Origin of the sequence: Pseudomonas sp. HMSC057H01 (assembly GCF_001836405.1) — a bacterium.
GTDB lineage: Bacteria > Pseudomonadota > Gammaproteobacteria > Pseudomonadales > Pseudomonadaceae > Pseudomonas > Pseudomonas aeruginosa.
In genome coordinates this window covers 1-23,133 of sequence record NZ_KV828522.1, presented here as the reverse complement: position 1 = coordinate 23,133, position 23,133 = coordinate 1, and the positions used below count along the sequence as shown (strand labels likewise).

Genomic DNA, 23,133 nt, shown 5'->3' with positions numbered 1-23,133 from the left:
CCGTCTCGCCATTGGTCAGCGGCGGGTTCAGCGGAACCTCGAAGCTGCCGCCGGGGCCGACCACCACGGTGGTGTCCGGCTGGCCGTCGCCGTCGGTATCGACGCCCACCGTCGAGCCGGGTTCGGCCTTGCCGGTGACGCTGCTGCCGTCCGGCGCCACCTGCACGTCGGTAGCCGGCGCCGGGGCGGTAGTGTCCGGAGCGGTGACCTGGGCCGGCGGGCTGGCGTTGCCAGCCGGGTCGGTGACCACCACGGTGACCGTCTGGCCATTTGTCAGCGGCGGGTTCAGCGGAGCGGTGAAATTGCCGTTGGCATCGGCGATCACGGTGAGGTCCGGCTTGCCGTCGCCATTGGTATCGATGCCGACGCTCGCGCCGGCCTCGGCCTGGCCGCTGATGCTGCTGCCGTCAGGCGCTATCTTCAGGCCGCTGGCCGCCTTCGGCGGAGTGGTGTCCGGGGGCACCGAAGAACCGCCGCCGCCACCGCCGCCGCTGCTGTTGGAAATCGCCACCCCGGCGCCGATGGCCGCCGCACCGACCAGCAGCGCAGTCCCTGCGCTCATGCCACCGAGCACACCGGCGCCGGTCAGCGACTCGAAACCGGCCAGGCTTTCCTGCGGGATGTAGCCGGCCATCAGCGGCCCGTCGGCGGCGACCGGCGGCAGGTCTACCGCCACCAGCTTGTCCTTGTCGGCCAGGAACAGCTGGCTGGAAGGCTGGCCTTCCGCATAGAAGTTGGCGATGCGTACGCTTTCCCCGGTCTTCAGCTGGACGATCAGGTCCGAACCGCTCTTCGAGTATCCCGCCACCGACTCCGGTGCGACATCGAGCGCGATATTACTGCTCTGGGAGAGTTTGAGTATCCCGTTTTCCGGAACCTCGACGGCAGCCGCAGAAGAAATACTCTGATCGATAGGGGTAACTTTCGCCTGGATCGACATTTCCGACATTCCTCTTGTCAAGCAGCGACCGAACGGCCGCACCATGTAATCCAGAAATAGCAGCTTTTAAATAAAAGGCGAGTCTGACTTTATATATAACGACTAAGAAAACCCCCATGAAAAATTCAATTTAGATAACCCCTGGAAAACATGCAGCCATTTAGCCATCACACGCCTATCTAATTGATAAACAATATATAATCAAAAAGTTATAATACTTTATAAACAACCCCCATCACCTGGCACGGCAAATCGACTAAATAACCCAGCGGGCAAATATCAGAACTCTACGATGCGTATTTCATAAAAACCGGGAGAAATGAAATAGCACTTCCCGGCACCTCGTAGTTCGTCGGCGCGAGGCGACGGCAAGACGCCCCCGACAGTTCCAACGGAAAGCATCGCCGGGCATCCCGCGAAGCGGCCTTCATCGTCCTGCAATCAAAGCGTCATCGTCACGATGCCAAGTTATCCAACCGATCCTCTCCCGCGAGCGACCATGCATCACGGTATCTCCCCGCCCCAGGACGCCGACCTGTTCGGCCTGATCTACGGTTTCCGTTTCCGCCCCGGCGAAGCGGGGCGGGAAATCGACTCGGCTACCGCCCTCGCCTGCCTGCGGCAGGCTCGCGAGGAGGCGCCGGACGAGTTCCTCTGGCTGCACCTGAACCTCGCCCATGCCGCCTGCGAGCGCTGGATGAAGAAGCATCTGGAACTGCCGGATTATTTCTTCGAAAGCCTGCGCGAGGGGTCGCGCTCGACGCGCATCGAACACGTCGACTCGGCGCTGCTGGCAGTGGTCAACGACGTGGTCTTCAACTTCGGCCTGGTCTCTTCGGACGTCGCCACCCTGTGGGTCTGCGCCCGTGGCCGGCTGCTGGTCAGTGCACGAGCGCAACCGCTGCGCTCGGTGGACAAGCTGCGCTCTTCGGTGAAGCACGGCGAACCTTTCCGTTCGCCCCTGCAGTTGCTGATCCACCTGTTGCGCGACCAGGGCGACGTGCTGACCCAGATCGTCCGCGAAACCAGCGTCGCAGTGGACCGCATCGAGGACCAGCTACTGGCCCTGCGCCTCTCCGCCAACCGCGCCGACCTCGGCGCCATGCGACGCGTGCTGGTACGCCTGCAACGCCTGCTGGCGCTGGAGCCCGGTTCGCTGCTGCGCCTGCTCAACCGACCCCCGGAATGGCTACAGGATGCCGATCTGCGGGAGCTGCGCGAAGCCACTGAGGAGTTCTCCCTGGTGATCAGCGACCTGACCGCCCTGGGCGAACGGATCAAGCTGCTGCAGGAAGAGATCGCGGCCAAGCTCAACGAACAGAACAACCGCATCCTCTTCACCCTGACCATGGTCACGGTGCTGGCCCTGCCGATCAACATCGTCGCCGGCTTCTTCGGCATGAACGTCGGCGGGATTCCCTTCGCCGACGATCCTGAAGGCTTCTGGATCATGCTCGTGCTGGTCGCCAGCTTCACCTTCCTCGCCGGCCGCTGGGCCTTCCGCAAGCGCGGCGACTATTGAGCGTGGACAACGCCGGCGGACAGTGGTTAGGTTGACCGACCACCGTCAGCCGGACCTTCCATGAGCCTTTCCCCCGCCGATCTCAAGCAACTCCAGGCCGCCAAGAACCTGCTGGAGAACCCTGGACTCACCGCGCAACTCACCAGCCTGCTGGGCACGCCGATCGAATACGGCCTGAAGAAGCTGCCGCGGAAGGTCAACGAGAAGCTCGGTTCGGTGATCGAGGGAGCGCTGCTGAAAGTCGCCCGCTCGGCCACCGCCACTCTCCAGGAAAACGCCAGCGGTCAACCGGCGAACCGCCTGCATACCCTCGGCGCCGCCGTTTCCGGTGGCGTCGGCGGCTTCTTCGGGCCGCTGGCGATGCTGGTCGAGGTGCCGGTCACCACCGGCATCATCTTCCGTTCCATCGCCGACATCGCGCGCAGCGAGGGCGAGTCGATCAGGGACATGGACACCCTGATGGCCTGTATCGAAGTCTTCGCCCTCGGCGGCAAATCCGCCTCGGACGACGCGTCGGAGTCCGGCTACTACGCGGTGCGTACGGCGCTGGCCCAGCAGGTCAAGGCGGCCGCCGACTTCCTCGGCAAGGACGCCGGCAGCAAGAAGGCCGCGCCCATGCTCCTGGCCCTGGTGCGCAAGGTCGCCGAGCGCCTGGGCGTGCAGTATTCGGAAAAGCTCGCGGCGCAGATCGTGCCCATCGTCGGCGCCCTCGGCGGCGCGGCGATCAACACGGTGTTCATGAACCATTTCCAGGCCATGGCGCGCGGTCACTTCGTCGTCCGCCGCCTGGAGCGCCACTACGGCAAGGATGTGGTTCGCGACGCCTACGCCCTGCTGCCACGGCGCGGCTGAGCATGCCGGCCCACGCGGTCAGCCTGGCGCCGGGCGAGGCGGCAGCGACGCGCCAGGTATTCAGCGCCGTTTCGCTCGCGGCGGGACCTCGCGCGGAGCCCGGCTGGAGCCGGGCCCCGCGCCGACTCAGAGCGCCAGGCCGGGGTTGTACAACGGGCGGAAAGCGCAATGGGTGGTGCCGGCGCTCTGGTTGTAGAAATAGTAGCGGCGACAGTCGTTGTCGTAGTTGCTGGTGCCGACGTTGATCCGGTACGGACCGAAGCTGGCTCCCTGCAGGGAAACGAAGGCGCCGTTGTAGAGCAGCGAGAAATGCAGGTGCGGTCCGGTGGAGCTGCCACCCTCGCAGAGCGCGGTGTTGATGTTGCTGGCATAGACGCCGAGCTTGGTGTCGGCGCTGACCTGCTGGCCGTTGCTCACCTGGATCTGGTCCATGTGGTAGTAGTTGGTCGCCCAGCCGCTGGGGTGGGTCACCCGTACCTGGCAGCGCGACAACACCCGTACCGTGCCGGCGTGGGCGGCGACCACGCTGTAGGTCGCACTGCCCCAGCGCGGCCAGTCGTAGGACGCATCGAAGGACGAGTACGGATAGCCCGAGCCGGTGTTCGAATGCGCTCCGTTGGGCTGCCAGGAATAGCCCTGGCGCCAGGGCAATTGCATCAGGTTGGATGGCGGCGCCAGCGCGGCCTTCGCCTGGAGTTGCCGGGCCACGCGGTTGCGCGGCTGCAGGAGTTCCGCGGCCGGGGTGCCGAACAGGCGCTGGAAGGTCTGCGCGTAGGCTCCGAGCGGATTGCCGCCTTGCACGGCGGAGGCCTTCGCCCCCTCTCGCAACAGACCGAGCAGCGCGGCCGATGCCGCGTTCAGGCCGTCCTCGCCGACGGCCTTGCGCGCAGCCGCCTGGCGCAACTGATATTCCTCGAAACCGTAGTAGCGTCGCGACAACTGCTGCAACACGTCGCGTACCTGGGCATCGAAGCCGCGTTTCGCCGACAGCCGCCCCAGCGGCGCCGCCAAGGCGCGCTCGTCCGGCGCACCCAACGGCCCGGACTGCATGACCATCAGGGTCAACAACACTTTCGGGTTGATGCTGTAGTAGCCGCTCCAGTGCTCCAGGTATTCGCTCTTGTCGCGCAGCGCCGGCGCGTTCAAGGCCAGGTAGGCCTCGAGGTCGAACGCCTCGGCGTCGCGACCGTAGAGGAACAGTTCGTCATTCAGCGGCAGGGCCACGCTGGGCAATTGCAACTGGCCGAGTAGCTCCGCCGAATAGCGGAAGGCCGGCAGGCCATCGTCATGGGCGTTGGCCGTGCCGCCCACGGCGAGCGCCAGCAGGGCGAAGAGGAACGGCGAGCGCGGGCTCGCCAGGGCGCGGGATCTTTTGTGCTGCATGGGTAGCTCCTGGTCATCGAAGGGAAACCTTGAAAGCCAGCAGCCCGGCGACATCGCCTCCGACGGGATAGCCTGGTCCGCTCCGCCGGTATTTCGCCCAGGCCGGGTTGCACGCCGCAGGACCGTGCAACGCCGTCACCCGGGAAGACAACTATCAGCTTTTGCAGTAAATCCGGTGCCCCGCTCCATCCGGCGGTAAAGCGTGCGGCAGCGCACCACAACCGAGCCGAATCGATCACAGAACGCCAGGCGCCGGAAATACTTCGATACAGTCTGCGCGCGCTCAGCGTTCCTCGGTGGAGGAGCCGTCGAGCGGATCGCGACGTGCCAGCTCGGCTTCGTCGAGGCCGTGGCCAGCGCCGATCTCGTTGCCATGCACGACCCTCAGGCGCTTGTCCGCGGGCGATTCGCCACCGCGCTCGGCCGGCGAGCGGGCACCGCTTTCATCGATCAGGGTCTCCGGCGCCAGATCGTCCATGCCGACGTTATCCTGGTAACCGTCGTCCTCGTCCGGCTGCCCGCCGGCGTGGCCCGCCTCGCGTACCCGCCGCGGGGAAAACTCGGCTTCCACCTCGGCCTCGGGCCGCTCGTCGCCGATCCGTGACTTGCGCGCCTGGCGGCGCTCGTCGAAATCGAGTTCGCGTATCGAACCCATGCGGTCCTGAATGTCGTCGATTTCCTGGGGTGTGGTTTTCCGTCGTGTAGCCATGGCGACCTCCGTTACGAATGGCGGGCGCGCACCGCGAATGGCGCAACGCCCCTGTCCGGTCGACCGGCGAGGCGCCGGAAGATTCAGGAAATCCAACCGACGGCGGCTGCCTCGCTACCGCGGTGGCGGGCAAAAAAAAGCCGGATCGGCCCGGGGGCGGGCTGGACGATCCGGCGTAATCGAAGCGCGGGACGTCGCGCACCTTGCCGCCGGCACGGGCGGGAGGTGGCGCACAGCGTTTCGCAGGGAATGACCACGGCATCGGCCGGTGGTCCAGGGGGAGTCAGGTCGGCACGGCTTCCTCGAGATAGTCGATGGCCTGGCGCACGGTCTCGATCCGTTCCGCATCGTCATCGGCGATCTCGACGCCGAACTCCGCTTCCAGGGCCATGACCAGTTCGACCACCTCGAGCGACTCGGCACCGAAGTCGTTACGGAAATCGCTGTCCAGCCGGATGTCGCATTCCTCCACGCCGAGCCGGGCGGCTACCAGCTTCCTCACTCTGGTCTCGATGTCGTCCATGCATTGCGGTCCCACTGCCCGGCCCTGGAAAAAAGTGCGGCTACTAAAACCTCCGTCCCCGCCAGCGACAACTGCCAGATCTGGCAGTGGCGCTGCGCCGGAGCGCGGCCGCCGCAGCGCGCCGCTCAATCCGGAGGACGGAGCGCGACGCAAGGATTCGAAGTCCGTCACAGGGCGCTTCCCGGCGTATGCGCAATCACCCGCGCCTTCCCTCGCGGCAGGCTTTCGGGCAGTTCCGCCAGGGCCCGGCGTGCCTGCTCCGGGTCGAGGTAGTCGCCCCGCTCCACCGCGAACAGCTCCTGGCCATCGCGCAGTTCGCGGCGCAAACGCAACGACAGGCCCGGATGCCGCTCGATCAGCGCGCGCATGAAGGCTTCGCTGCTGCCCTCGACCAATCGCACGGCGTAGCGCTGGGGTGACGGCGGCTGCGGCGCGTGCGTGCCCTGGCGAACCTCCAGCACCTCGCCGCCGCGACCGTCGCCCAGGGACGCCGGGTCCGCCAGGCGCGGCTTCTCCATCAGCACCGGGGCTGGAGCCGGATAGCTGCGCGGCGAGCCAATAGGTGCCGGTGCGACCTGGGCGGCGGGACGCAGGTCGATGGCGCCGGCATCCTCGAACAGCGGGCGTACCGGTTCGCCGGCGGCACCGCGCAGCAACTGGATGGAACGGTAACGGCCATGGCTGATGCGCTCCAGGCCGGCGGCATCGCGGACGATGCTCGGTCGCAGGAAGACCATCAGGTTGCGCTTCACCCGGGTCTCGCGGGACGAGCGGAACAGCCGGCCGACGCCGGGGATGTCGCCCAGCAGCGGTACCCGCGAATCGCTGCGCAGCAGGTCGTCCTGGATCAGTCCGCCGAGGACGATGACCTGGCCGTCGTCGGCCAGTACGGTGCTCTTGATCGAGCGCTTGTTGGTCACCAGGTCCACCGCCTTCGCCGCCAAGGTGGCGGTTGGCGCGATGGAGGATATTTCCTGCTCGATCTCCAGGCGCAGCATGCGGTCCTCGCCGATGTGCGGCGTGACCTTGAGGGTCACCCCGATATCCTTGCGCTCGACAGTGGTGAACGGATTGCTCGAACCGCTGGCGCTGGTGGTGTAGCTGCCGGTCTGGAACGGCACGTTCTGGCCGACCAGGATTTCCGCCTTCTGGTTGTCCAGGGTCAGCAGGCTCGGCGTCGACAGCAGGTTGCTGCGGCTATTGCGGCTCAGCGCGGTGACCAGTGCGCCGAAATCGCGACTGCCGAGGCCGACTATCGCACCGTCGGGCAGCTCTGCCGGCGGCTTGCCGGCCTGCAACGCGCCTAGCAGGGTGCCGATGGACAACCCGCTGTCGGCGAAGCCAGCGCCGCCGGCGACATGCCCGCTACGCAGCGCCCATTGCACCCCGAGGGCGTCGCCGATCTCGCCGGACAGCTCGACGATCGCCGCCTCCACCAACAGTTGCGCACGCGGCACGTCGAGCTGGCGGACGATGTCCTCGAGCAGACCGACATCCTCCGGGTCGGCGAGGATCACCAGGGCATTCAGCGATTCGTCGGCGCGCACCAGCAGGCCGCGCTTGCCGCTTCCCCGTCCATCCTGGCCCCGCTCGCCGCGCAGCGATTCGCCGATCTCCCCGAGGGTGGCGGCGAGGGTCTTGGCGTCGCCATGGCGCAGGCGGATCACCCGGCTGTTCGCCGACCGCGACGAGGGGACGTCGAGCGACTGCGCCAGCCGCAGCAAGCGCGCTCGCGCCTGCGGCGGCCCGAGCAGGACCAGGCGGTTGCTGCGGCTGTCGGCGAGGACCTGGACGGTGGCGGCGCTCTTCCCGGCGGCCGGGGTGACGCTGCGATCGAGCACCTCGGCGATTTCCGCGACCCAGGCATGGCGCATGTCGTAGATGCTGTAGTCATGTTCGCCGGCCCGGTCGAGGCTGCGCACGATCGCCTCGATGCGCTCGATGTTGGCGCGGCGGTCGCTGACGATCAGCGCGTTGGCCGACGGCACGGCGGCCAGATGGCCATGGGCCGGGACCAGCGGCCGGATCATCGGGATCAGTTCCGCCACCGAGGTCTGCTGCGCCTGGACCACCCGCGTCTCCAGGCTGCCCGGCCCATCGCGGACGGTCTTCTGCGCGGCGTCCTGGCGTGCCTCCATGTTCGGCACGATACGCGCCTGGTCGCCCTGCGGCAGCACCGCGTAGCCATGGGTGGCGAGCACCGAAAGGAACAGTTGGTAGACCTCCGCCAGGCTGAGCCGCGCCTGGGATACCACCGTGACCCGTCCCTTCACCCGCGGATCGACGACGAAGGTCTGGCCGCTGATGCTCGATACCTGCTCGATGAAGTCGCCGATCTCGGCATCCTTCATGTTGATCGTCCACTGCTCTTCCTCTTGCGCGGCGGCAGTCGCGGCAGGTGCCGGATGGACCGGCGGCGCCAGGCCGAGGACGGCCAGCGACAGGACCAGGAACAGCGGAGACAGGCGCTGGGCGGAACGGGTACTACAACGTGGCATGGGTGGTTTCTGCCCCTTCGGCTTTGGGGAAATACAGACGTTCTTCATAACCCTGGTCGCGCAGCACCACATGGTCGCGATGAACCGCCAGCAGCACGGTGCCGGGGCGCACTTCGGCGCCCGGCAGGAAGCGCTGCGAGCGCCCGGCCACCGCGATCAGCGCCGCCGAGCGGTCCTCGCGACGCGCCAGGAAGCAGGCCAGCAGGCGTAATTGCAGACGCTCGCCCGCCGTCGCGCCGCGCGGCGACGGAGCGCCACCGAACAAGCCGGCTAACGCCGCGCGCGGGGCCGCTGAAGGGTTGGCTGGCGGCGCCGGGGCCGCTGCGGCGGGCAATTCCGCCAGCTCGCGGCGCAGCGAGCGCGTCTGGCTGGCCAGGCTGGCGCTGAGCAACGCCAGCAGCAGCACGCAAAGCACAGCGGGCGCATGCCCGGCCAGGCTGCGCAGGGAAACGAAAGACGATGGAAGGTGACGCGACATGCAGCAGGCGGATTCCGGCAAACGGGCGCGCTGCATCGACGCGGCTCGCCCAGGGGCGGCGAGCATAAGGGATGGGGCTGCGGCCTACGGCCGCGAAAGGGCAAAACTGTTAAGGCTGCCCGCTTTGATCCTTCGTGGCGGGAACTGGCCCACAAAACGCCAGGCGCGGGAAAGGCCTCAGCGCTTGCCCATCGAACGACGGGTACCGCGCGGCGCCATGCCGGGACGCTGGCCCTTGTCGTGGATCTTCCGCTGCGGATAGAGCTGGGCCTGGTTCTTCTTCGCCAGGGCGGCCTTCAGCAACGCGCTGGCGTCGCTCGGCGCGGCCTGGGCCGGAGCGTCGTCGGAGGAAAGGGCCTGGGGAAGAGCGTCGGGAGCGGAAGCCATGGCGTATCCGGATCGGGGGAAATCGTGGGGACGCGATTATACATGGCTGCCCGGCTGTCCGGCAGCACCTGCCGGCGTATCGCCACCGGTCAACGCAGTTGCCACCAGCCCGGTAGCAACCGGCGCACCCTGGCCTGGGCGAAACGGTCGTCGATCAGGTGCACCACGCCGCGATCGCTGCGGCTGCGGATCACCCTCCCGGCGGCCTGGACCACCTTCTGCAGTCCCGGATACAGGTAGGTGTAGTCGTAGCCGTCACCGAACAGGCGCTGCATGCGCAGGCGGATCTGCTCGTTCACCGGATTCACCTGGGGCAACCCGAGGGTGGCGATGAAGGCGCCGATCAGGCGCTCTCCAGGCAGGTCGATGCCTTCGCCGAAGGCACCGCCGAGCACGGCGAAGCCGATGCCCTCGCCGCCCGCGACGAAGCGTTCGAGGAAGGCCCGGCGCTCCGCCTCGTCCATCCGTCGCGTCTGGCTCCAGCACGGCACCCACGGGTATGCCTGGCGGAAGACGTCCAGCGTCTGCTGCAAGTAATCGAAGCTGCTGAAGAAGGCCAGGTAGTTGCCCGGCCGCTGGCGAAACTGCTCGCCGAGAATCGCCGCGATGGGCGCCAGGGAGGCCTGACGCTGCGCATAGCGCGTGGAAACCCGACGCTGTATGTGCACCTCCAGTTGCTCGGCGCTGAATGGCGAGTCCACTTCCAGCCAGGGCGTGCCCGCCGGCAGGCCAAGCAGGTCGGCGTAATAGTCGCGCGGCCCGAGGGTAGCGGAGAACAGCACGGTGGAGCGGCTGGCGGCGAAGCGCTCGGCGAGAAACGCCGCCGGCACCACGTTGCGCAGGCACAGCCGGGCCAGGCTGCGGCCGTTGCGGCCTGGGCGCTTCTCGATGTCGAACAGCGAATGCTCGCCGAACAGCTCGGCGAGACGGCCGAACTGCAGGATCGCGAAGTAGAACTCCTGCAACGCCGGCTCCAGCGCCTGCGGTTGCTCGGCGAGCAGGTCGTTGATCGCCGCCACCGCGTTCTGCAAGGCCAGGAGCAGCTTCTGCGGAGGCTCGTCGTAGGCCTGGTAGTCGTCCGCCTGGGTCTTGCCCAGTTCGTTCCAGGCACGCTGGATGCGCTCCAGCGGTTTCCTCAGGGCCTCCGGGGCGGTCTTGCGCACACCGAGGAAATCGCCCTGGTCGAGTTCGGCGGAATACATCCGCCGGCCGCGCTCCACCAGGTTGTGCGCCTCGTCCACCAGTACCGCCACCCGCCACTGGTTGACCTGGGCCAGGCCATGGAGCATGGCGCCGAGGTCGAAGTAGTAGTTGTAGTCGCCCACCGCCAGGTCGCACCAGCGCGCCAGTTCCTGGCCCAGGTAGTAGGGACAGACCCGGTGCGCCAGCGCCACCTCGCGCAACCGCGCCTGGTCCAGCCAGCGCGCCTCCACGGCGGCGGCGCGGGCCGCCGGCAGGCGTTCGTAGAAGCCCTGGGCCAGGGGACAGGATTCGCCGTGGCAGGCCTTGTCCGGGTGCTCGCAGGCCTTGTCCCGCGCCACCAGTTCCAGCACCCGCACCGGCAGTCCGCCGGTCTCCCCTTCCAGGCTGCGCAGGGCATGCAGCGCGAGGGCCCGGCCCGGGGTCTTGGCGGCCAGGAAGAACAGCCGGTCCAGGCGCTGCCCGGGCATCGCCTTGAGTTGCGGGAACAGCGTGCCGATAGTCTTGCCGATCCCGGTCGGCGCCTGGGCCATCAGGCAACAACCGGCGGAGGCGGCCTTGTACACCGCCTCCGCCAGTTGCCGCTGGCCGTGGCGGAATTCGGCGTGGGGAAAGCGTAACGCGGCCAGTTCGCGGTCGCGCCGCTGGCGGTGCGCCAGTTCCTGCTCGGCCCAGGCGAGAAACGCCTGGCACTGGCTCTCGAAGAACAGCCGCAGCTCGTCGGCCCGCACCCGCTCGACGAAGCGGGTCTCCTTCTGGCTGCCGACCTCCAGGTAGACCAGCGCCAGTTCGACTTCCTCCAGCTTCCGTTCGGCGCAGAGCAGCCAGCCGTAGACCCTGGCCTGGGCCCAGTGCAGGTGCCGGTGGTTGGCCGGTTGCAGGGCGAGGTCGCCGCGGTGGGTCTTGATTTCCTCCAGGCAGTTCGCCTGCGGGTCGTAGCCATCCGCCCGGCCGCGCACCTGCAAGTGACGGTAGCGTCCGTCCAGCGCCACCTCGCGCTGGTAGTGAGCGGGGCGCCGGGAGGTCACCAGGGTATGTCCGGCGATGCCTTCCAGGGCGCTGGGCGACGGGGTGAAGCGCAGGTCGAGGTCGCCGCGCTTGGCGCTGAACTCGCAAAGCGCGCGCACCGCCACCTGGTACAGCGCCTCGCCGCCCTGCTCAGTCATCGACATGCCAGCGCACGTAGCAGACCGCCACCGGCATCTCCCGCTCGCGGCAGAATTGCAGCCAGCGCAACTGGTTGTCCTGCAGGCGGTCGCCCGGTCCCTTGACCTCGACCATCCGGTAGCGACGCTGCGCCGGCCAGAACTGGATCAGGTCCGGCAGGCCGGCGCGGTTGCCCGGGATATCCTCCAGCAGGCGTTCGAACCAGGCGCGCAGGTGGGCCGCCGGCAGGCAATCGAGCGCCTGTTCGAGCAGTTCCTCGCCAAGCAGCTCCCAGTAGACGAAGGGCGACTGCAGGCCGAACTTGTCGCGGTAGCGACAGCGGATCGCGTCGCGGTAGCTGCCGTCCTCCAGCCGTCCCAGGCAGGCCTCGAACAGGGCGGCGCGGCGCTGGCGGAAGTCGGCGCTGTGCAGGTCCGCCGGCGCGCTGTGGAAGGGATGGAAGAACGCCCCGGGAATGGCGGCGAAGATCGCCTCCCAGCAGAGCAGCCCGAACAGCGAATTGATCAGGCCGTTCTCGACGTAGTGCACCGCGCAACCGGGCTCTTCCAGGTGCTCGCGGACCGCCCACTCGACGCTACAGGGTTCGCTCGGGAACGCCAGGCACAGGTCCAGGCGTTCGATTTCCGGAGCCGCCCGCGCCTGTCGCGGCAGGCCGAGCTTGCCTTGCAGGCGCGGCAGCAATCGGGCCAGGCCCTGGCGTTCGGCGTCGCTTTCCGGCGCACAGCTGGCCTCCCGCGCCAATGCATGGGCTTCGGCGAAGCGCTCGCCACGTTCCAGGCTGCGAATCGCCCGCAGGCGCGCGCCGGGGTGGCTGGATTGGCGATAGAGCCGCTGGGCCAGGTCGAAATCCCGCTGCTTTTCGCAGTGCTGGGCGAACTGGAACAGCAGCTTGACCCGCCGCCCTTCCAGCCAGGGATTGGCGTAGGGTTCGCCCGGCAGGCCGGCGAGCAGTTCCTCCAGCGGCTCGCCGAGGTCGAAGCGCTGGCGGCAGTCGAACAGGTGGAGATAGGCGTCGACGTCGGCACGCAGGCGAAAGCCGCGGGAATCGGCGGAAAACTCGACGCTTTCGTAACGATAGATGCCCAGGTCGGCAAGGACGAACTCCGACCAGTCCTGCCACAGATTGCCGAAATACATCAACCGCAAGCGGTCGCAGAGCGCCATGCAGCGCAACTCGTAGACCGGCTCGGCGAAGTCGGCCTGCCACTCGGCGAGCCGCCGCGCCTCGGGGAACAACGGCTGGAGCCGTTCCAGCAGCGCATCCTTGCGCAGGTTCGCGCGCCCGAGATGGTCCCTGAACAGCTGCGACAACTCATCCTTCTTCAGCAAGCCGAACAGTTGCGCCAGTTCCAGGGCCGGCTGCGCGTCCACCCAGCCCAGTGCCAACAGCGGTTGCACGGCGGCGCGCGTGTCGCCGATCTCGGCATAGGCCAGCTTGCCTTCGCGGAACAGCGTGCCCTTGCGCATCACCATGCGCACCAGCAGGGCCTGGCTGGCCTCGGGCAATTCGGCGAACGCGGCGATGAAGGCACGTTCCTGATCGTCGAGCAGATCGGCATAGCGTTCGCCGATCCAGGCGAGTACCGCGCGGAAGTTGTGCAGGTAGTAGAAGGGTTCGGGAAGCGCTGGGAAATTCACGGGAAGCGGAGCCTGGTACTGTTCATGCATACAGATACCAGCGCCCCCACGGCTTGGCAATGCGCATCCGATCAAGCGTCGCCGGCCTGGCGACGACTATCCACGCACAAGGCATTCGTTATATAAAAATATTAACAACGAAACCTGCCCCGTATCAGTCCCGATGAAGAAGATCCGCCAACGCAACCTGCAACTGATCCTCGACGCCGCCTGCGAAGTCTTCGCCGACTGCGGCTTCAGCGCCGCCCGGCTCAGCGACGTCGCCGAGCGCGCCGGCGTGGCGAAGGCCAACGTGCTCTATTACTACCGCTCCAAGGCGCAACTCTACGAGGCGGTGCTGGACAGCATCGTCGAGCCTCTGCTGGAAGCCTCCCGGCCATTCGCCGGTGACCAGCCGCCCGCCGAGGCGCTACGCGCCTACGTCGACAACAAGATGCGCATCGGCGCCGAGCGGCCGCACGCGGCCAGGGTCTTCTCCTGCGAGATCATGCGCGGCGCGCCGCGCATGCCGGCGGCGCTGCTGGAACGCCTCGACGCCCAGGCGGAACGCAACGCCGAGCGCATCCGCCAGTGGATCGACGAAGGCCTGCTGGCGCCGCTGGATCCGTACCACCTGCTGCTCAACCTGTGGGCGATGACCGAGTCCTATGCCCTTGGCGGCTGGCAACTGGCGCGCCTCACCGGCCAGGCCGGGCTGGACGCGAGCGACTACCGGCAGGCGGCGGAAAACATCGTCCGCCTGGTCTGCGCCGGCTGCCTGGCACTCCCCGGCGAGGCCGCGCCGCGTCGGCGTTTCCGCGCGCTGGCCGGCTGAGCGACTTGCGCCGGATCAATTTCCGCGTAGCGCTATATTCCAAAAGCCATAGCGAACCCCTAAGCTTGCGCCAGCCCCGTCCGCCAACTTCGTTCGCCCCCCACAGGAGCACTCCATGACCACCCGCCTGCCCCAGCTATTGCTCGCCCTCCTCGCCAGCGCCGTATCCCTGGCCGCCAGCGCCGACGAGGTGCAGGTCGCCGTCGCGGCCAACTTCACCGCGCCGATCCAGGCCATCGCCAAGGAATTCGAGAAAGACACCGGGCACAGGCTGGTCGCCGCCTACGGCGCCACCGGCCAGTTCTATACGCAGATCAAGAACGGCGCGCCGTTCCAGGTTTTCCTCTCCGCCGACGACAGCACTCCGGCGAAACTGGAGCAGGAAGGCGAGATCGTGCCCGGCTCGCGCTTCACCTATGCCATCGGCACCCTGGCACTCTGGTCGCCCAAGGCCGGCTACGTCGACGCCAAGGGCGAGGTGCTGAAGAGCGGCAGCTTCAGGCACCTGTCCATCGCCAACCCGAAGACCGCGCCCTACGGCCTCGCCGCCACCCAGGCGATGGACAAGCTCGGCCTCGCCGCCACGCTCGGGCCGAAGCTGGTGGAAGGCCAGAACATCAGCCAGGCCTACCAGTTCGTTTCCAGCGGCAACGCCGAACTGGGCTTCGTCGCCCTGTCGCAGATCTACAAGGATGGTAAAGTCGCAACCGGCTCGGCCTGGATCGTTCCCGCCGAGCTGCACGACCCGATCCGCCAGGACGCGGTCATCCTCAACAAAGGCAAGGACAACGCCGCCGCCAAGGCCCTGGTCGACTACCTGAAGGGCGCCAAGGCCGCCGCGCTGATCAAGTCCTACGGCTACGAACTCTAAGGCGGGACCTGCATGGCGTTGCCACTCGACAGTACGGACCTGGCGGCCATCTGGCTGACCATCGAGCTGGCTTCGCTCACCACCCTCCTCCTGCTGCTGATCGGCACGCCCATCGCCTGGTGGCTGGCGCGCACCCGCTCCTGGCTGAAGGGGCCGATCGGCGCGGTGGTGGCCCTGCCGCTGGTGCTGCCGCCGACGGTGATCGGCTTCTACCTGCTGGTCAGCATGGGTCCCAACGGTTTCATCGGCCAGCTCACCCAGAGCCTCGGTCTCGGCACCCTGCCCTTCACCTTCGCCGGCCTGGTGGTCGGCTCGGTGTTCTACTCGCTGCCCTTCGTCGTGCAACCGTTGCAGAACGCCTTCGAGGCGATCGGCGAAAAACCGCTGGAGGCTGCCGCGACCCTGCGCGCGAGCCCCGTCGACCGTTTCTTCAGCGTGGTCCTGCCGCTGGCCCGGCCGGGTTTCGTCACCGCCGCGATCCTCGGCTTCGCCCATACCGTCGGAGAGTTCGGCGTGGTGCTGATGATCGGCGGCAACATCCCGGAGAAAACCCGCGTGGTCTCGGTGCAGATATTCGATCACGTCGAAGCCATGGAATACGCCCAGGCCCACTGGCTGGCCGGCGGCATGGTGGCGTTCTCCTTCGTCGTCCTCCTCGCCCTCTATTCGGGCCGGCGCCGCCGGCCGGGCTGGGCCTGAGATGGACGGCCTGCGCCTGCGCTTCCGCCGCGCCTACCCCGGCTTCGAACTGGACATCGACCTGGCTCTTCCCGGTCGTGGCGTGACCGCTCTGTTCGGCCATTCAGGCTCCGGCAAGAGCACTTGCCTGCGCTGTATCGCCGGCCTGGAAAAGGCCGCCGAGGGCGAGGTGACGATCAACGGCGAGACCTGGCAGGACAGCCGCCGCAACCTCTTCGTCGCGCCCCACCGACGTGCCCTCGGCTACGTGTTCCAGGATGCCAACCTGTTCCGCCACCTGACGGTGCGGCGCAACCTGGCCTTCGGTCTCAAGCGCATCGCCGCCGCCGAGCGCCGCGTCGAGCTGGAACAGGCCTGCGCCCTGCTGGGCATCGAGCACTTGCTGGAACGCATGCCGGAACGCCTCTCCGGCGGCGAGCAGCAACGCGTCGGCATCGCCCGGGCCCTCCTCACCAGCCCGCGCCTGCTGCTGATGGACGAGCCGCTGGCATCCCTCGACCTGAAGCGCAAGGGCGAGATCCTGCCCTATCTCGAACGCCTGCACGAGGAACTGGACATCCCGGTGCTCTATGTCAGCCACTCGCCGGACGAAGTGGCGCGCCTGGCCGATCACCTGGTGCTGCTGGAGAACGGCAAGGTCCGCGCCAGCGGGCCGATCGGCGAAACCCTGGCGCGAGTCGACCTGCCGCTGGCGCTGGACGACGACGCCGGGGTGGTGATCGAGGGCACGGTCAGCGACCACGACCCGGCCTACGGCCTGCTGACCCTGGTCCTGCCCGGCAGCGCGCTGCAAATGCGCGTCGCCCACGCCCCGCTGGCCCCCGGCAAGCGCCTGCGCTTCAAGGTACAGGCGCGCGACGTCAGCCTGAACCTGCGCGACGACGCCCAGAGCAGCATCCTCAACCGCCTGCCGGTACGGGTTCTGGAATTGGTCGATACCGACACCGCGGCCCACGTACTGGTGCGCCTGGATGCCGGCGGCAATCCGCTGCTGGCGCGGATCACCCGTTACTCGCGGGACCAGTTGCAACTACGGCCCGGCCAGCTGTTGTGGGCGCAGATCAAGTCGGTGGCAGTGCTCGCCTGACCCCGGCCTCGCCTGCGGCGCCTAGACCCTGGGCCAACGGTAGCGGATCAGCCGGCCCATCCGCCGCAGGAAGGCGAAGCCGTTGTAGATCGGCAGCATCAGCCGCGACGACTGCGGCAGCTTGGCAACGTCCTGCGGGTCATAGTCGGTGACCTCCTCGATGAAGCGCAGGGCCGGATGCCACCGCTCGAGTTCGCGCGGGTCGTCGATGCTCCAGTACACCTGCGCCCCGGTCTCGCGCAGCGGCGGATACAGGCGCAGCAGCATGATGCCGAGGCGGCCGTAGCCGTCGAACAGCAGCTCGCCGCTACCCAGGTGGTCGACCAGGCGTTCCACCAGGCGTCGCACCTGGGACTCCCGCAGATAAGGCATCAGCCCCTCGGCCAGGACCAGGGCGGGCCGCTCGCGCGGCACCCCTTGCAGCCAGCCGTCGTCGTCCACCGAGTGGCGCAGCGCCCGATAGGCGCCGGCGCGCGGCGGGTAGAGCCGCTCGCGCAGGTCCATGACCTCCGGGTAGTCAAGGTCGAACCAGGGCAGCTCGGCCGGCGGATCGACCCGGTAGATACGGCTGTCCAGGCCGCAACCGAGGTTGAGCACCTGCCCCTCGGGATGGCGGCCGAGGAAGTCGCGGCAGGCCTGGTCGAAGTAATGCGAGCGCATGGCCAGGGCCCGTTCGTTGCCTTTGCCGAGGGCGACCCTGGAGAAGTCGAAGTCGATCTGCCGCACCGCCTCCTCGGCGAAACGGTCATGGAGGATGGAATCGTCCAGGCGGCTATCCAGCGCCTTGGCGTAGAGGGTGATCAGGAGCGTCTGCTTTTCTCCGGTGAGGGTGATGCGGTGGCCGGGCATGAAAACCTCCTGCGGGCACGCGTGCCTCTTCAGTCCTTGCCGAAAACATCGCTATGCTTCGGCAATGATTGCCCTGGAGTCACGAATGAAAGCCAACTCCGATGAACTGCAAAGCTTCGTCAGTGTAGTCGACAGCGGTTCCATCAGCGCCGCCGCGGAACAGATGGGACTGACCGCCTCGGCCGTCAGCCGGACCCTCTCGCGCCTCGAGCACAAGCTCGGCACCACCCTGCTCAACCGCACCACCCGGCGCATGGAGCTGACCGAGGAAGGCCGCTACTTCCTCGACCAGGCACGGCAGATCCTGCAGCAGATGGAGGCGCTCGAGGAACGCCTGGCCCTGCGCCGGCAGAGCCCCGCCGGGCGCCTGCGGATCAACGCCGCCTCGCCCTTCATGCTGCACGCGGTGGTGCCGCACATCGGCGAGTTCCGCCGGCTGTACCCGAACATCCAGCTCGAACTCAACACCAACGACCTGATCATCGACCTGTTGGAGCAACGCACCGACGTGGCGATCCGCATCGGCGCGCTCAGCGACTCCACCCTGCACGCGCGGCCGCTGGGCGCCAGCCGCCTGCACATCCTCGCCAGCCCGGAGTACCTGGCCCGCCACGGCATGCCGACGAGCATCGAGGGGCTGCGAGGGCACACCCTGCTCGGCTTCACCCAGCCCGAGCACCTCAACCGCTGGCCGGTGGTGCACGCCGACGGCGATCGCCTGGAGATCCAGCCGGATATCTCTGCCTCCAGCGGCGAGACCCTCCGCCAGCTGGCCCTGAGCCACCAGGGGATCGCCTGCCTGGCCAGCTTCATGACCGACCGCGATATCCAGGACGGGCGCCTGGTGCCGCTGTTCGCCGAACAGATGAGCGAATACCGGCAACCGATCCACGCCGTCTACTACCGCAACTCGCAACTGGCGCTGCGCATCCAGTGCTTCCTCGACTTCATCCAGCAGCGCCTGGGCGCCTGAGACCGACCGTGAACGAATCCCTCGACTTCTCGCCCTACCTCGAGCGCTGGGCGTTGCAACCCGACGGCGAGCCCTTCGCCACCCACAGCAGCCGCCTGCTGCCGGTGCGCCATCGCGGCGCAGCGGCGATGCTGAAGATATCCAGTGCCGAGGAAGAGCGTTTCGGCCACGTACTGCTCAACTGGTGGGACGGCCAGGGCGCGGCCAGGGTGCTGGCCTACGACCACCAGGCGCTGCTGATGGAGCGTGCCACCGGCGGGCGCTCGCTGCTGGAGATGGTCAAGCGCGGCGACGACGACGAGGCTACGCGTATCCTCTGCCAGGCCATCGAACGCATCCATGCCCCGCGCCCGGGTCCGTTGCCGGAACTGACCCCGCTGGAGCGCTGGTTCGACTCGCTGTATGCCGCCGAGCGCCGCTACGGCGGGCTCTACGTCGACTGCGCGAACGCCGCCCGCTACCTGCTGGAGACCGCTCGCGAACAGCGCCCGTTGCATGGCGACATCCACCACGGCAATGTGCTCGACTTCGGCGAGCGCGGCTGGCAAGTCATCGACCCCAAGCGGCTCTACGGCGAGCGCGGCTACGACTACGCCAACCTGTTCACCAATCCCGACGCGAAGACCGCCCAGGCGCCCGGCCGTTTCGAGCGCCAGCTGGAGATCGTCGTCGCCGCCAGCGGCCTGCAACGCCGCCGCCTGCTGCTGTGGATCCTGGCCTGGACCGGACTCTCGGCGGCCTGGTTCGACGAGGACGGCAGCCGCGAGGAGACCGACGCCGAGCTGGCCATCGCCCGCCTGGCCCTCGCCAGCCTGTCTCGCGAAGGCTGATCAGAAGCGCCAGAACGCGCGGGTGCACAGCACCAGTACGGTGAGAATCTCTAGCCGACCAAGCAGCATGCCGAGGGTCAGCAGCCACTTGGCCATGTCCGGCAGGCTGGAAAAGTTTCCCGCCGGTCCGATAATCGGCCCGAGCCCGGGCCCGACGTTGCACACGGCGGTCGCGGCACCGGTGAACGCGGAGACCCAGTCGAGGCCGAGCATGGTCAACCCCAGTGCGATCACGCCGATGGTGATGGTGAAGAAGAAGGAAAAGGTGATCAGCGAGCGGACGATTTCCTCGTCCAGCGGATGGCCGTTGTAGCTTTGCCGGATGGTCGCCCGCGGATGCACGAGGTTCTGCAGGTTGGCCCTGAGCAACACGAAGGCCACCTGGAAGCGGAAGATCTTCAACCCGCCGGCGGTGGAGCCCGAGCAACCGCCGACGAAGGTGAGGTAGAAGAACAGCATGACCGCGAAGGTTCCCCAGGTGGTGTAGTCGGTCAGGGCGAAACCGGTGGTGGTCACCACCGACGTCACATTGACCGCCACCAGGCGCAGCGCATCCCACCAGCCGTAATCGGAATTCAGCCAGAGCCAGAAGGCGAAAACCAGCCAGGTCACCGCCAGGAAGCCGATGAAGCCATGCACCTGGTGGTCCTTGAGCAAGGCCAGGCGATGGCCGCGCAGGGTCGCGACATAGAGGGTGAACGGCAGGCTGCCGAGGATCATGAACAACACGGCGACCCAGTGCACCGCCGGTTGCGGCCAGTGCGCGAGGGAAGCGTCGGAGGTGGAGAAGCCGCCCGTGGAGATGGCGGCCATCGAATGGTTGAACGCCTCGAAGGGGGTCATGCCCGCCCACCAGAAGCACAGCACGCCCAGCAGCGTAAGCGCGACGTAGACGCCGAGGATGTACTTGGCCGCCATGTGCGAGCGTGGCATCACCTTCTCGCCCCAGTCGGAGGATTCGGTCTGGAACAGGCGCATGCCGCCGACACGCAGCAGCGGCAGGATCGCCACCGCCATGCCGATGAAACCGATGCCGCCGAGCCAGTGCAACAACGAGCGCCAGATGAGGATGCCCGGCGACATCTGGTCCAACCCGCTGAACACGGTGGAGCCGGTGGTGGTGATGCCCGACATGGTCTCGAAGAACGCATCGGTGTAGCTGATGTGCCGAGCCATCACCATCGGCAGCGCGGCGAAGGCGCAGACCACCACCCAACTGGCGGTGGTCAGGAAATACATGTGCCGGGCACGAAAATGCACGTGAGCCGGCCGTCCCGGCAAGACCAGCGCGAGGCCGGCAGCCGCGGTGAGCAGGCTCGACCAGAGGAAGGCGTCGAAATCGTCGTAGCGCTGGAAGAGCGCCAGCGTCAGCATCGGGATCAGCATGCTGGCCGCCAGGGTGACCAGGAAAAGCCCGAGGATGAATCCCACCAGGCGGAGCAGGGAAAAGCTCATTCCGTAACGACCTGTTTCAGCAGAGGCGGACAGCCGCGTATTCTAGCCGCCCACGGGGCGGCTTCGGAACCATCTCAGGGGATCGCCTATCCCAGGAATCGAAGGTTCTCTGTTCGCTGACACCGTTCCATTGTCAAATAGGCGTCTCGCGCCCCCTACCAGTAAGGAAACCCAAACATGGCCGGAGCCAGCCTCCTCACCCTCCTCGACGATATCGCCGCGGTGCTCGACGACGTCTCGCTGATGACCAAGGTCGCCGCGAAGAAGACCGCCGGCGTTCTCGGCGACGACCTGGCGCTGAACGCCCAGCAGGTCACCGGGGTCAACGCCGACCGCGAACTGCCGGTGGTCTGGGCGGTGGCCAAGGGCTCGCTGCGGAACAAGGCGATCCTCGTTCCCGCCGCCCTGCTGATCAGCGCCTTCGCGCCCTGGGCGGTGATCCCGCTGCTGATGCTCGGCGGCGCCTACCTGTGCTTCGAGGGCTTCGAGAAGATCGCCCACAAGTACCTGCCCCATGACGACGAGCACGCCGACGAGGCAGCGCTGGCGGCCAATGTCGACGTGGCTGCCCTGGAAAAGCAGAAGATCGGCGGCGCGATCCGTACCGACTTCATCCTCTCCGCGGAAATCATCGCCATCACCCTCGGTACCGTCGCCGAATCCAGCTTCACCACCCAGGTGCTGGTGCTGGTCGGCATCGCCCTGGTGATGACCATCGGCGTCTACGGTCTGGTCGCCGGCATCGTCAAGCTGGACGACGCCGGCCTCTATCTGTCCAAGCGCGACAGCGGCTTCGCCCAAGGGCTCGGCGGCGCCATCCTGCGCACCGCGCCGTACCTGATGAAAGGCCTGTCGGTGGTCGGCATGGCGGCGATGTTCATGGTCGGCGGCGGCATCCTCACCCACGGTATCCCGGTGGTCCACCACGCCATCGAACAGGCCGCGCAGAGCGTCGCCGGCATCGCCACGCTGGGCCCGTTGCTGGCGGCGATCACCCCGACCCTGCTGAACTTCCTGTTCGGCATCGTCGCCGGCGCGGTGGTGCTGGCGGGGGTGCTGCTGGTCAAGCGCCTGCTGCCGAAGAAGAAAAAGACTGGCTGAGCCTGCCATCGCCGGCAGCACCATCGCGGAGGGCGGATAGCCGCCCTGGCGCACATCCCACGAAGCGGTTGTGCGCCCTGCCCCGGAAGTCCCCCTCCGTTTCAATTCAATAATTTTGCACTGTAATAGCAACATTATTCGTTGGAGACGAATAAAGCTCCCCTCCTAGAATGTCCACCAGTGCCATGAGCCGTCTGTTCCGAGCCTTCCAGACGAAGATCCGACCTCCGCACTCCATCGACCCGGCAACGGGATACCCAGAAAAATACCGATAACCCAACGAGGACCCGAGGGTCGCGCCTGCTCGCCAGCCGGCCGGACCCCGGGGCCCGGCGTGCCAGCGACCATGAACGATACGGATAGCAGAAAAGATCCGGACGGCTACAACTACGACGTCGTCCGCCAGTTCACCCTGATGACCCTGGTCTGGGGCATCCTCGGCATGGGCCTGGGGGTGTTCATCGCCGCCCAGCTGGTCTGGCCGGCGCTCAACCTCGACCTGCCCTGGACCAGCTTCGGCCGCATCCGCCCGATCCACACCAGCCTGGTGATCTTCGCCTTCGGCGGCAGCGCGTTGTTCGCCACCTCCTTCTACGTGGTGCAGCGCACCAGCGGCGTGCGGCTGATCTCCGACGTCCTGGCGCGCTTCGTGTTCTGGGGCTGGCAGGCGGCGATCGTGGGGATGATCGTCAGCTACCCGCTGGGCTACACCACCTCCAAGGAGTACGCCGAGATGGAATGGCCACTGGCGCTGTGGATGGCCATCGTCTGGGTGGTCTATGCCTACCTGTTCTTCGGCACCATCGCCCGCCGCAAGGTGAAGCACATCTACGTCGGCAACTGGTTCTACGGCGCCTTCATCATCGTCACCGCGATGGTCCATATCGTGAACCACGCATTGCTGCCGGTGAGCCTGGGCAAGTCCTACTCGGCCTATTCCGGCGCCACCGACGCGATGATCCAGTGGTGGTACGGGCACAGCGTGGTCGGCTTCATCCTCTCGGTCGGCTTCCTCGGCATGATGTACTACTTCGTGCCCAAGCAGGCCGGGCGACCGATCTACTCCTATCGCCTGTCCATCGTGCATTTCTGGGCGATCATCTCGATCTACATCTGGGCCGGTCCGCACCACCTGCACTACACCGCGCTGCCGGACT

General features: G+C 67.2%; 21 protein-coding genes. 10 read left to right on the top strand and 11 right to left on the bottom strand.

The annotated features are described in order from the left end of the window. Nucleotides 1-940 (bottom strand): Ig-like domain-containing protein (locus tag HMPREF2581_RS29655; protein ID WP_139181936.1); only part of this gene is annotated, 940 nt, incomplete at its 3' end. A 499-nt stretch (nt 941-1,439) separates the two neighbouring features. Between HMPREF2581_RS29655 and HMPREF2581_RS29650 the strand changes: the two genes are divergently transcribed. Continuing rightward, entirely contained in the window at nt 1,440-2,462 is a 1,023-nt protein-coding gene (locus tag HMPREF2581_RS29650) for a transporter (protein WP_003106674.1), read from the top strand. A 60-nt stretch (nt 2,463-2,522) separates the two neighbouring features. Further along, nucleotides 2,523-3,314, top strand: a complete 792-nt coding sequence (locus HMPREF2581_RS29645; RefSeq protein WP_003106675.1) for an EcsC family protein — start codon at nt 2,523-2,525, stop codon at nt 3,312-3,314. Nucleotides 3,315-3,440: 126 nt separating this feature from the next. Here HMPREF2581_RS29645 and lasA read toward each other — a convergent pair whose 3' ends face one another. The 8 genes from lasA to fan1 form a co-directional block, all read right to left on the bottom strand. Next, nucleotides 3,441-4,697, bottom strand: a complete 1,257-nt coding sequence (gene lasA, locus HMPREF2581_RS29640; RefSeq protein ID WP_003139897.1) for an elastinolytic metalloprotease LasA — start codon at nt 4,695-4,697, stop codon at nt 3,441-3,443. A gap of 283 nt (nt 4,698-4,980) precedes the next feature. Further along, nucleotides 4,981-5,406, bottom strand: a complete 426-nt coding sequence (locus tag HMPREF2581_RS29635; RefSeq protein ID WP_003139898.1) for a hypothetical protein — start codon at nt 5,404-5,406, stop codon at nt 4,981-4,983. Between the two features lie 283 nt (nt 5,407-5,689). After that, entirely contained in the window at nt 5,690-5,929 is a 240-nt protein-coding gene (acpP, locus tag HMPREF2581_RS29630) for an acyl carrier protein (protein WP_003132735.1), read from the bottom strand. A 167-nt stretch (nt 5,930-6,096) separates the two neighbouring features. Continuing rightward, nucleotides 6,097-8,427: a type II secretion system secretin GspD gene (gene gspD / locus HMPREF2581_RS29625; protein WP_003139899.1), complete on the bottom strand. Its 2,331-nt coding sequence runs from the start codon at nt 8,425-8,427 to the stop codon at nt 6,097-6,099. Then, nucleotides 8,414-8,941 carry a type VI pilus biosynthesis protein gene (locus HMPREF2581_RS29620; protein ID WP_003113617.1) on the bottom strand — a complete coding sequence of 176 codons (528 nt, stop codon included), beginning with the start codon at nt 8,939-8,941 and terminating at the stop codon, nt 8,414-8,416. Before HMPREF2581_RS29620 ends, gspD begins: the two co-directional genes overlap by 14 nt. Before the next feature lie 141 nt (nt 8,942-9,082). Further along, nucleotides 9,083-9,292 (bottom strand): hypothetical protein, encoded by a 210-nt coding sequence (locus HMPREF2581_RS29615; protein ID WP_003088087.1) that lies wholly within the window; start codon nt 9,290-9,292, stop codon nt 9,083-9,085. An 89-nt stretch (nt 9,293-9,381) separates the two neighbouring features. Continuing rightward, on the bottom strand, nt 9,382-11,658 hold the full coding sequence (locus HMPREF2581_RS29610) for an ATP-dependent DNA helicase (protein ID WP_003088085.1): 2,277 nt from the start codon (nt 11,656-11,658) through the stop codon (nt 9,382-9,384). Next, nucleotides 11,651-13,327, bottom strand: a complete 1,677-nt coding sequence (gene fan1, locus HMPREF2581_RS29605; RefSeq protein ID WP_003139900.1) for a nuclease Fan1 — start codon at nt 13,325-13,327, stop codon at nt 11,651-11,653. Before fan1 ends, HMPREF2581_RS29610 begins: the two co-directional genes overlap by 8 nt. Nucleotides 13,328-13,460: 133 nt before the next feature. Here fan1 and HMPREF2581_RS29600 point away from each other — a divergent pair, with 133 nt between their 5' ends. The 4 genes from HMPREF2581_RS29600 (at nt 13,461) to modC (ending at nt 16,768) form a co-directional block, all read left to right on the top strand. Further along, nucleotides 13,461-14,111 carry a TetR/AcrR family transcriptional regulator gene (locus tag HMPREF2581_RS29600; RefSeq protein ID WP_003088072.1) on the top strand — a complete coding sequence of 217 codons (651 nt, stop codon included), beginning with the start codon at nt 13,461-13,463 and terminating at the stop codon, nt 14,109-14,111. A 115-nt stretch (nt 14,112-14,226) separates the two neighbouring features. Beyond that, complete coding sequence (gene modA / locus HMPREF2581_RS29595; RefSeq protein WP_003117674.1) at nt 14,227-14,982, top strand: molybdate ABC transporter substrate-binding protein; 756 nt, start codon at nt 14,227-14,229, stop codon at nt 14,980-14,982. 12 nt (nt 14,983-14,994) lie between these two features. Then, nucleotides 14,995-15,681 carry a molybdate ABC transporter permease subunit gene (gene modB, locus HMPREF2581_RS29590; RefSeq protein WP_003088068.1) on the top strand — a complete coding sequence of 229 codons (687 nt, stop codon included), beginning with the start codon at nt 14,995-14,997 and terminating at the stop codon, nt 15,679-15,681. Between the two features lies 1 nt (nt 15,682). Then, on the top strand, nt 15,683-16,768 hold the full coding sequence (gene modC, locus HMPREF2581_RS29585) for a molybdenum ABC transporter ATP-binding protein (protein WP_003098212.1): 1,086 nt from the start codon (nt 15,683-15,685) through the stop codon (nt 16,766-16,768). A gap of 21 nt (nt 16,769-16,789) precedes the next feature. Here modC and HMPREF2581_RS29580 read toward each other — a convergent pair whose 3' ends face one another. Then, on the bottom strand, nt 16,790-17,617 hold the full coding sequence (locus HMPREF2581_RS29580; protein ID WP_003132742.1) for a class I SAM-dependent methyltransferase: 828 nt from the start codon (nt 17,615-17,617) through the stop codon (nt 16,790-16,792). Between the two features lie 85 nt (nt 17,618-17,702). Here HMPREF2581_RS29580 and HMPREF2581_RS29575 point away from each other — a divergent pair, with 85 nt between their 5' ends. After that, nucleotides 17,703-18,590 carry a LysR family transcriptional regulator gene (locus HMPREF2581_RS29575; protein WP_003088060.1) on the top strand — a complete coding sequence of 296 codons (888 nt, stop codon included), beginning with the start codon at nt 17,703-17,705 and terminating at the stop codon, nt 18,588-18,590. An 8-nt stretch (nt 18,591-18,598) separates the two neighbouring features. Beyond that, nucleotides 18,599-19,420 (top strand): aminoglycoside phosphotransferase family protein, encoded by an 822-nt coding sequence (locus HMPREF2581_RS29570; RefSeq protein ID WP_003088058.1) that lies wholly within the window; start codon nt 18,599-18,601, stop codon nt 19,418-19,420. On the opposite strand, the gene HMPREF2581_RS29565 is transcribed toward HMPREF2581_RS29570, so the two are convergent. Next, entirely contained in the window at nt 19,421-20,875 is a 1,455-nt protein-coding gene (locus HMPREF2581_RS29565; protein ID WP_003088056.1) for a TrkH family potassium uptake protein, read from the bottom strand. A gap of 177 nt (nt 20,876-21,052) precedes the next feature. Between HMPREF2581_RS29565 and HMPREF2581_RS29560 the strand changes: the two genes are divergently transcribed. Together HMPREF2581_RS29560 and HMPREF2581_RS29555 are read left to right on the top strand one after the other, a co-directional pair. After that, complete coding sequence (locus HMPREF2581_RS29560) at nt 21,053-21,976, top strand: DUF808 domain-containing protein (protein WP_003088054.1); 924 nt, start codon at nt 21,053-21,055, stop codon at nt 21,974-21,976. A 346-nt stretch (nt 21,977-22,322) separates the two neighbouring features. Continuing rightward, on the top strand, nt 22,323-23,133 hold an 811-nt coding region (locus HMPREF2581_RS29555; protein WP_049267251.1), incomplete at its 3' end, for a cbb3-type cytochrome c oxidase subunit I.

Bases quoted from the DNA above. Each gene is read 5' to 3' on its own strand.
- HMPREF2581_RS29650 (WP_003106674.1), top strand. From the start codon at position 1,440: ATGCATCACGGTATCTCCCCGCCCCAGGACGCCGACCTGTTCGGCCTG.
- HMPREF2581_RS29645 (WP_003106675.1), top strand. From the start codon at position 2,523: ATGAGCCTTTCCCCCGCCGATCTCAAGCAACTCCAGGCCGCCAAGAAC.
- lasA (WP_003139897.1), bottom strand. From the start codon at position 4,697: ATGCAGCACAAAAGATCCCGCGCCCTGGCGAGCCCGCGCTCGCCGTTC.
- HMPREF2581_RS29635 (WP_003139898.1), bottom strand. From the start codon at position 5,406: ATGGCTACACGACGGAAAACCACACCCCAGGAAATCGACGACATTCAG.
- acpP (WP_003132735.1), bottom strand. From the start codon at position 5,929: ATGGACGACATCGAGACCAGAGTGAGGAAGCTGGTAGCCGCCCGGCTC.
- gspD (WP_003139899.1), bottom strand. From the start codon at position 8,427: ATGCCACGTTGTAGTACCCGTTCCGCCCAGCGCCTGTCTCCGCTGTTC.
- HMPREF2581_RS29620 (WP_003113617.1), bottom strand. From the start codon at position 8,941: ATGCAGCGCGCCCGTTTGCCGGAATCCGCCTGCTGCATGTCGCGTCAC.
- HMPREF2581_RS29615 (WP_003088087.1), bottom strand. From the start codon at position 9,292: ATGGCTTCCGCTCCCGACGCTCTTCCCCAGGCCCTTTCCTCCGACGAC.
- HMPREF2581_RS29610 (WP_003088085.1), bottom strand. From the start codon at position 11,658: ATGACTGAGCAGGGCGGCGAGGCGCTGTACCAGGTGGCGGTGCGCGCG.
- fan1 (WP_003139900.1), bottom strand. From the start codon at position 13,327: ATGCATGAACAGTACCAGGCTCCGCTTCCCGTGAATTTCCCAGCGCTT.
- HMPREF2581_RS29600 (WP_003088072.1), top strand. From the start codon at position 13,461: ATGAAGAAGATCCGCCAACGCAACCTGCAACTGATCCTCGACGCCGCC.
- modA (WP_003117674.1), top strand. From the start codon at position 14,227: ATGACCACCCGCCTGCCCCAGCTATTGCTCGCCCTCCTCGCCAGCGCC.
- modB (WP_003088068.1), top strand. From the start codon at position 14,995: ATGGCGTTGCCACTCGACAGTACGGACCTGGCGGCCATCTGGCTGACC.
- modC (WP_003098212.1), top strand. From the start codon at position 15,683: ATGGACGGCCTGCGCCTGCGCTTCCGCCGCGCCTACCCCGGCTTCGAA.
- HMPREF2581_RS29580 (WP_003132742.1), bottom strand. From the start codon at position 17,617: ATGCCCGGCCACCGCATCACCCTCACCGGAGAAAAGCAGACGCTCCTG.
- HMPREF2581_RS29575 (WP_003088060.1), top strand. From the start codon at position 17,703: ATGAAAGCCAACTCCGATGAACTGCAAAGCTTCGTCAGTGTAGTCGAC.
- HMPREF2581_RS29565 (WP_003088056.1), bottom strand. From the start codon at position 20,875: ATGAGCTTTTCCCTGCTCCGCCTGGTGGGATTCATCCTCGGGCTTTTC.
- HMPREF2581_RS29560 (WP_003088054.1), top strand. From the start codon at position 21,053: ATGGCCGGAGCCAGCCTCCTCACCCTCCTCGACGATATCGCCGCGGTG.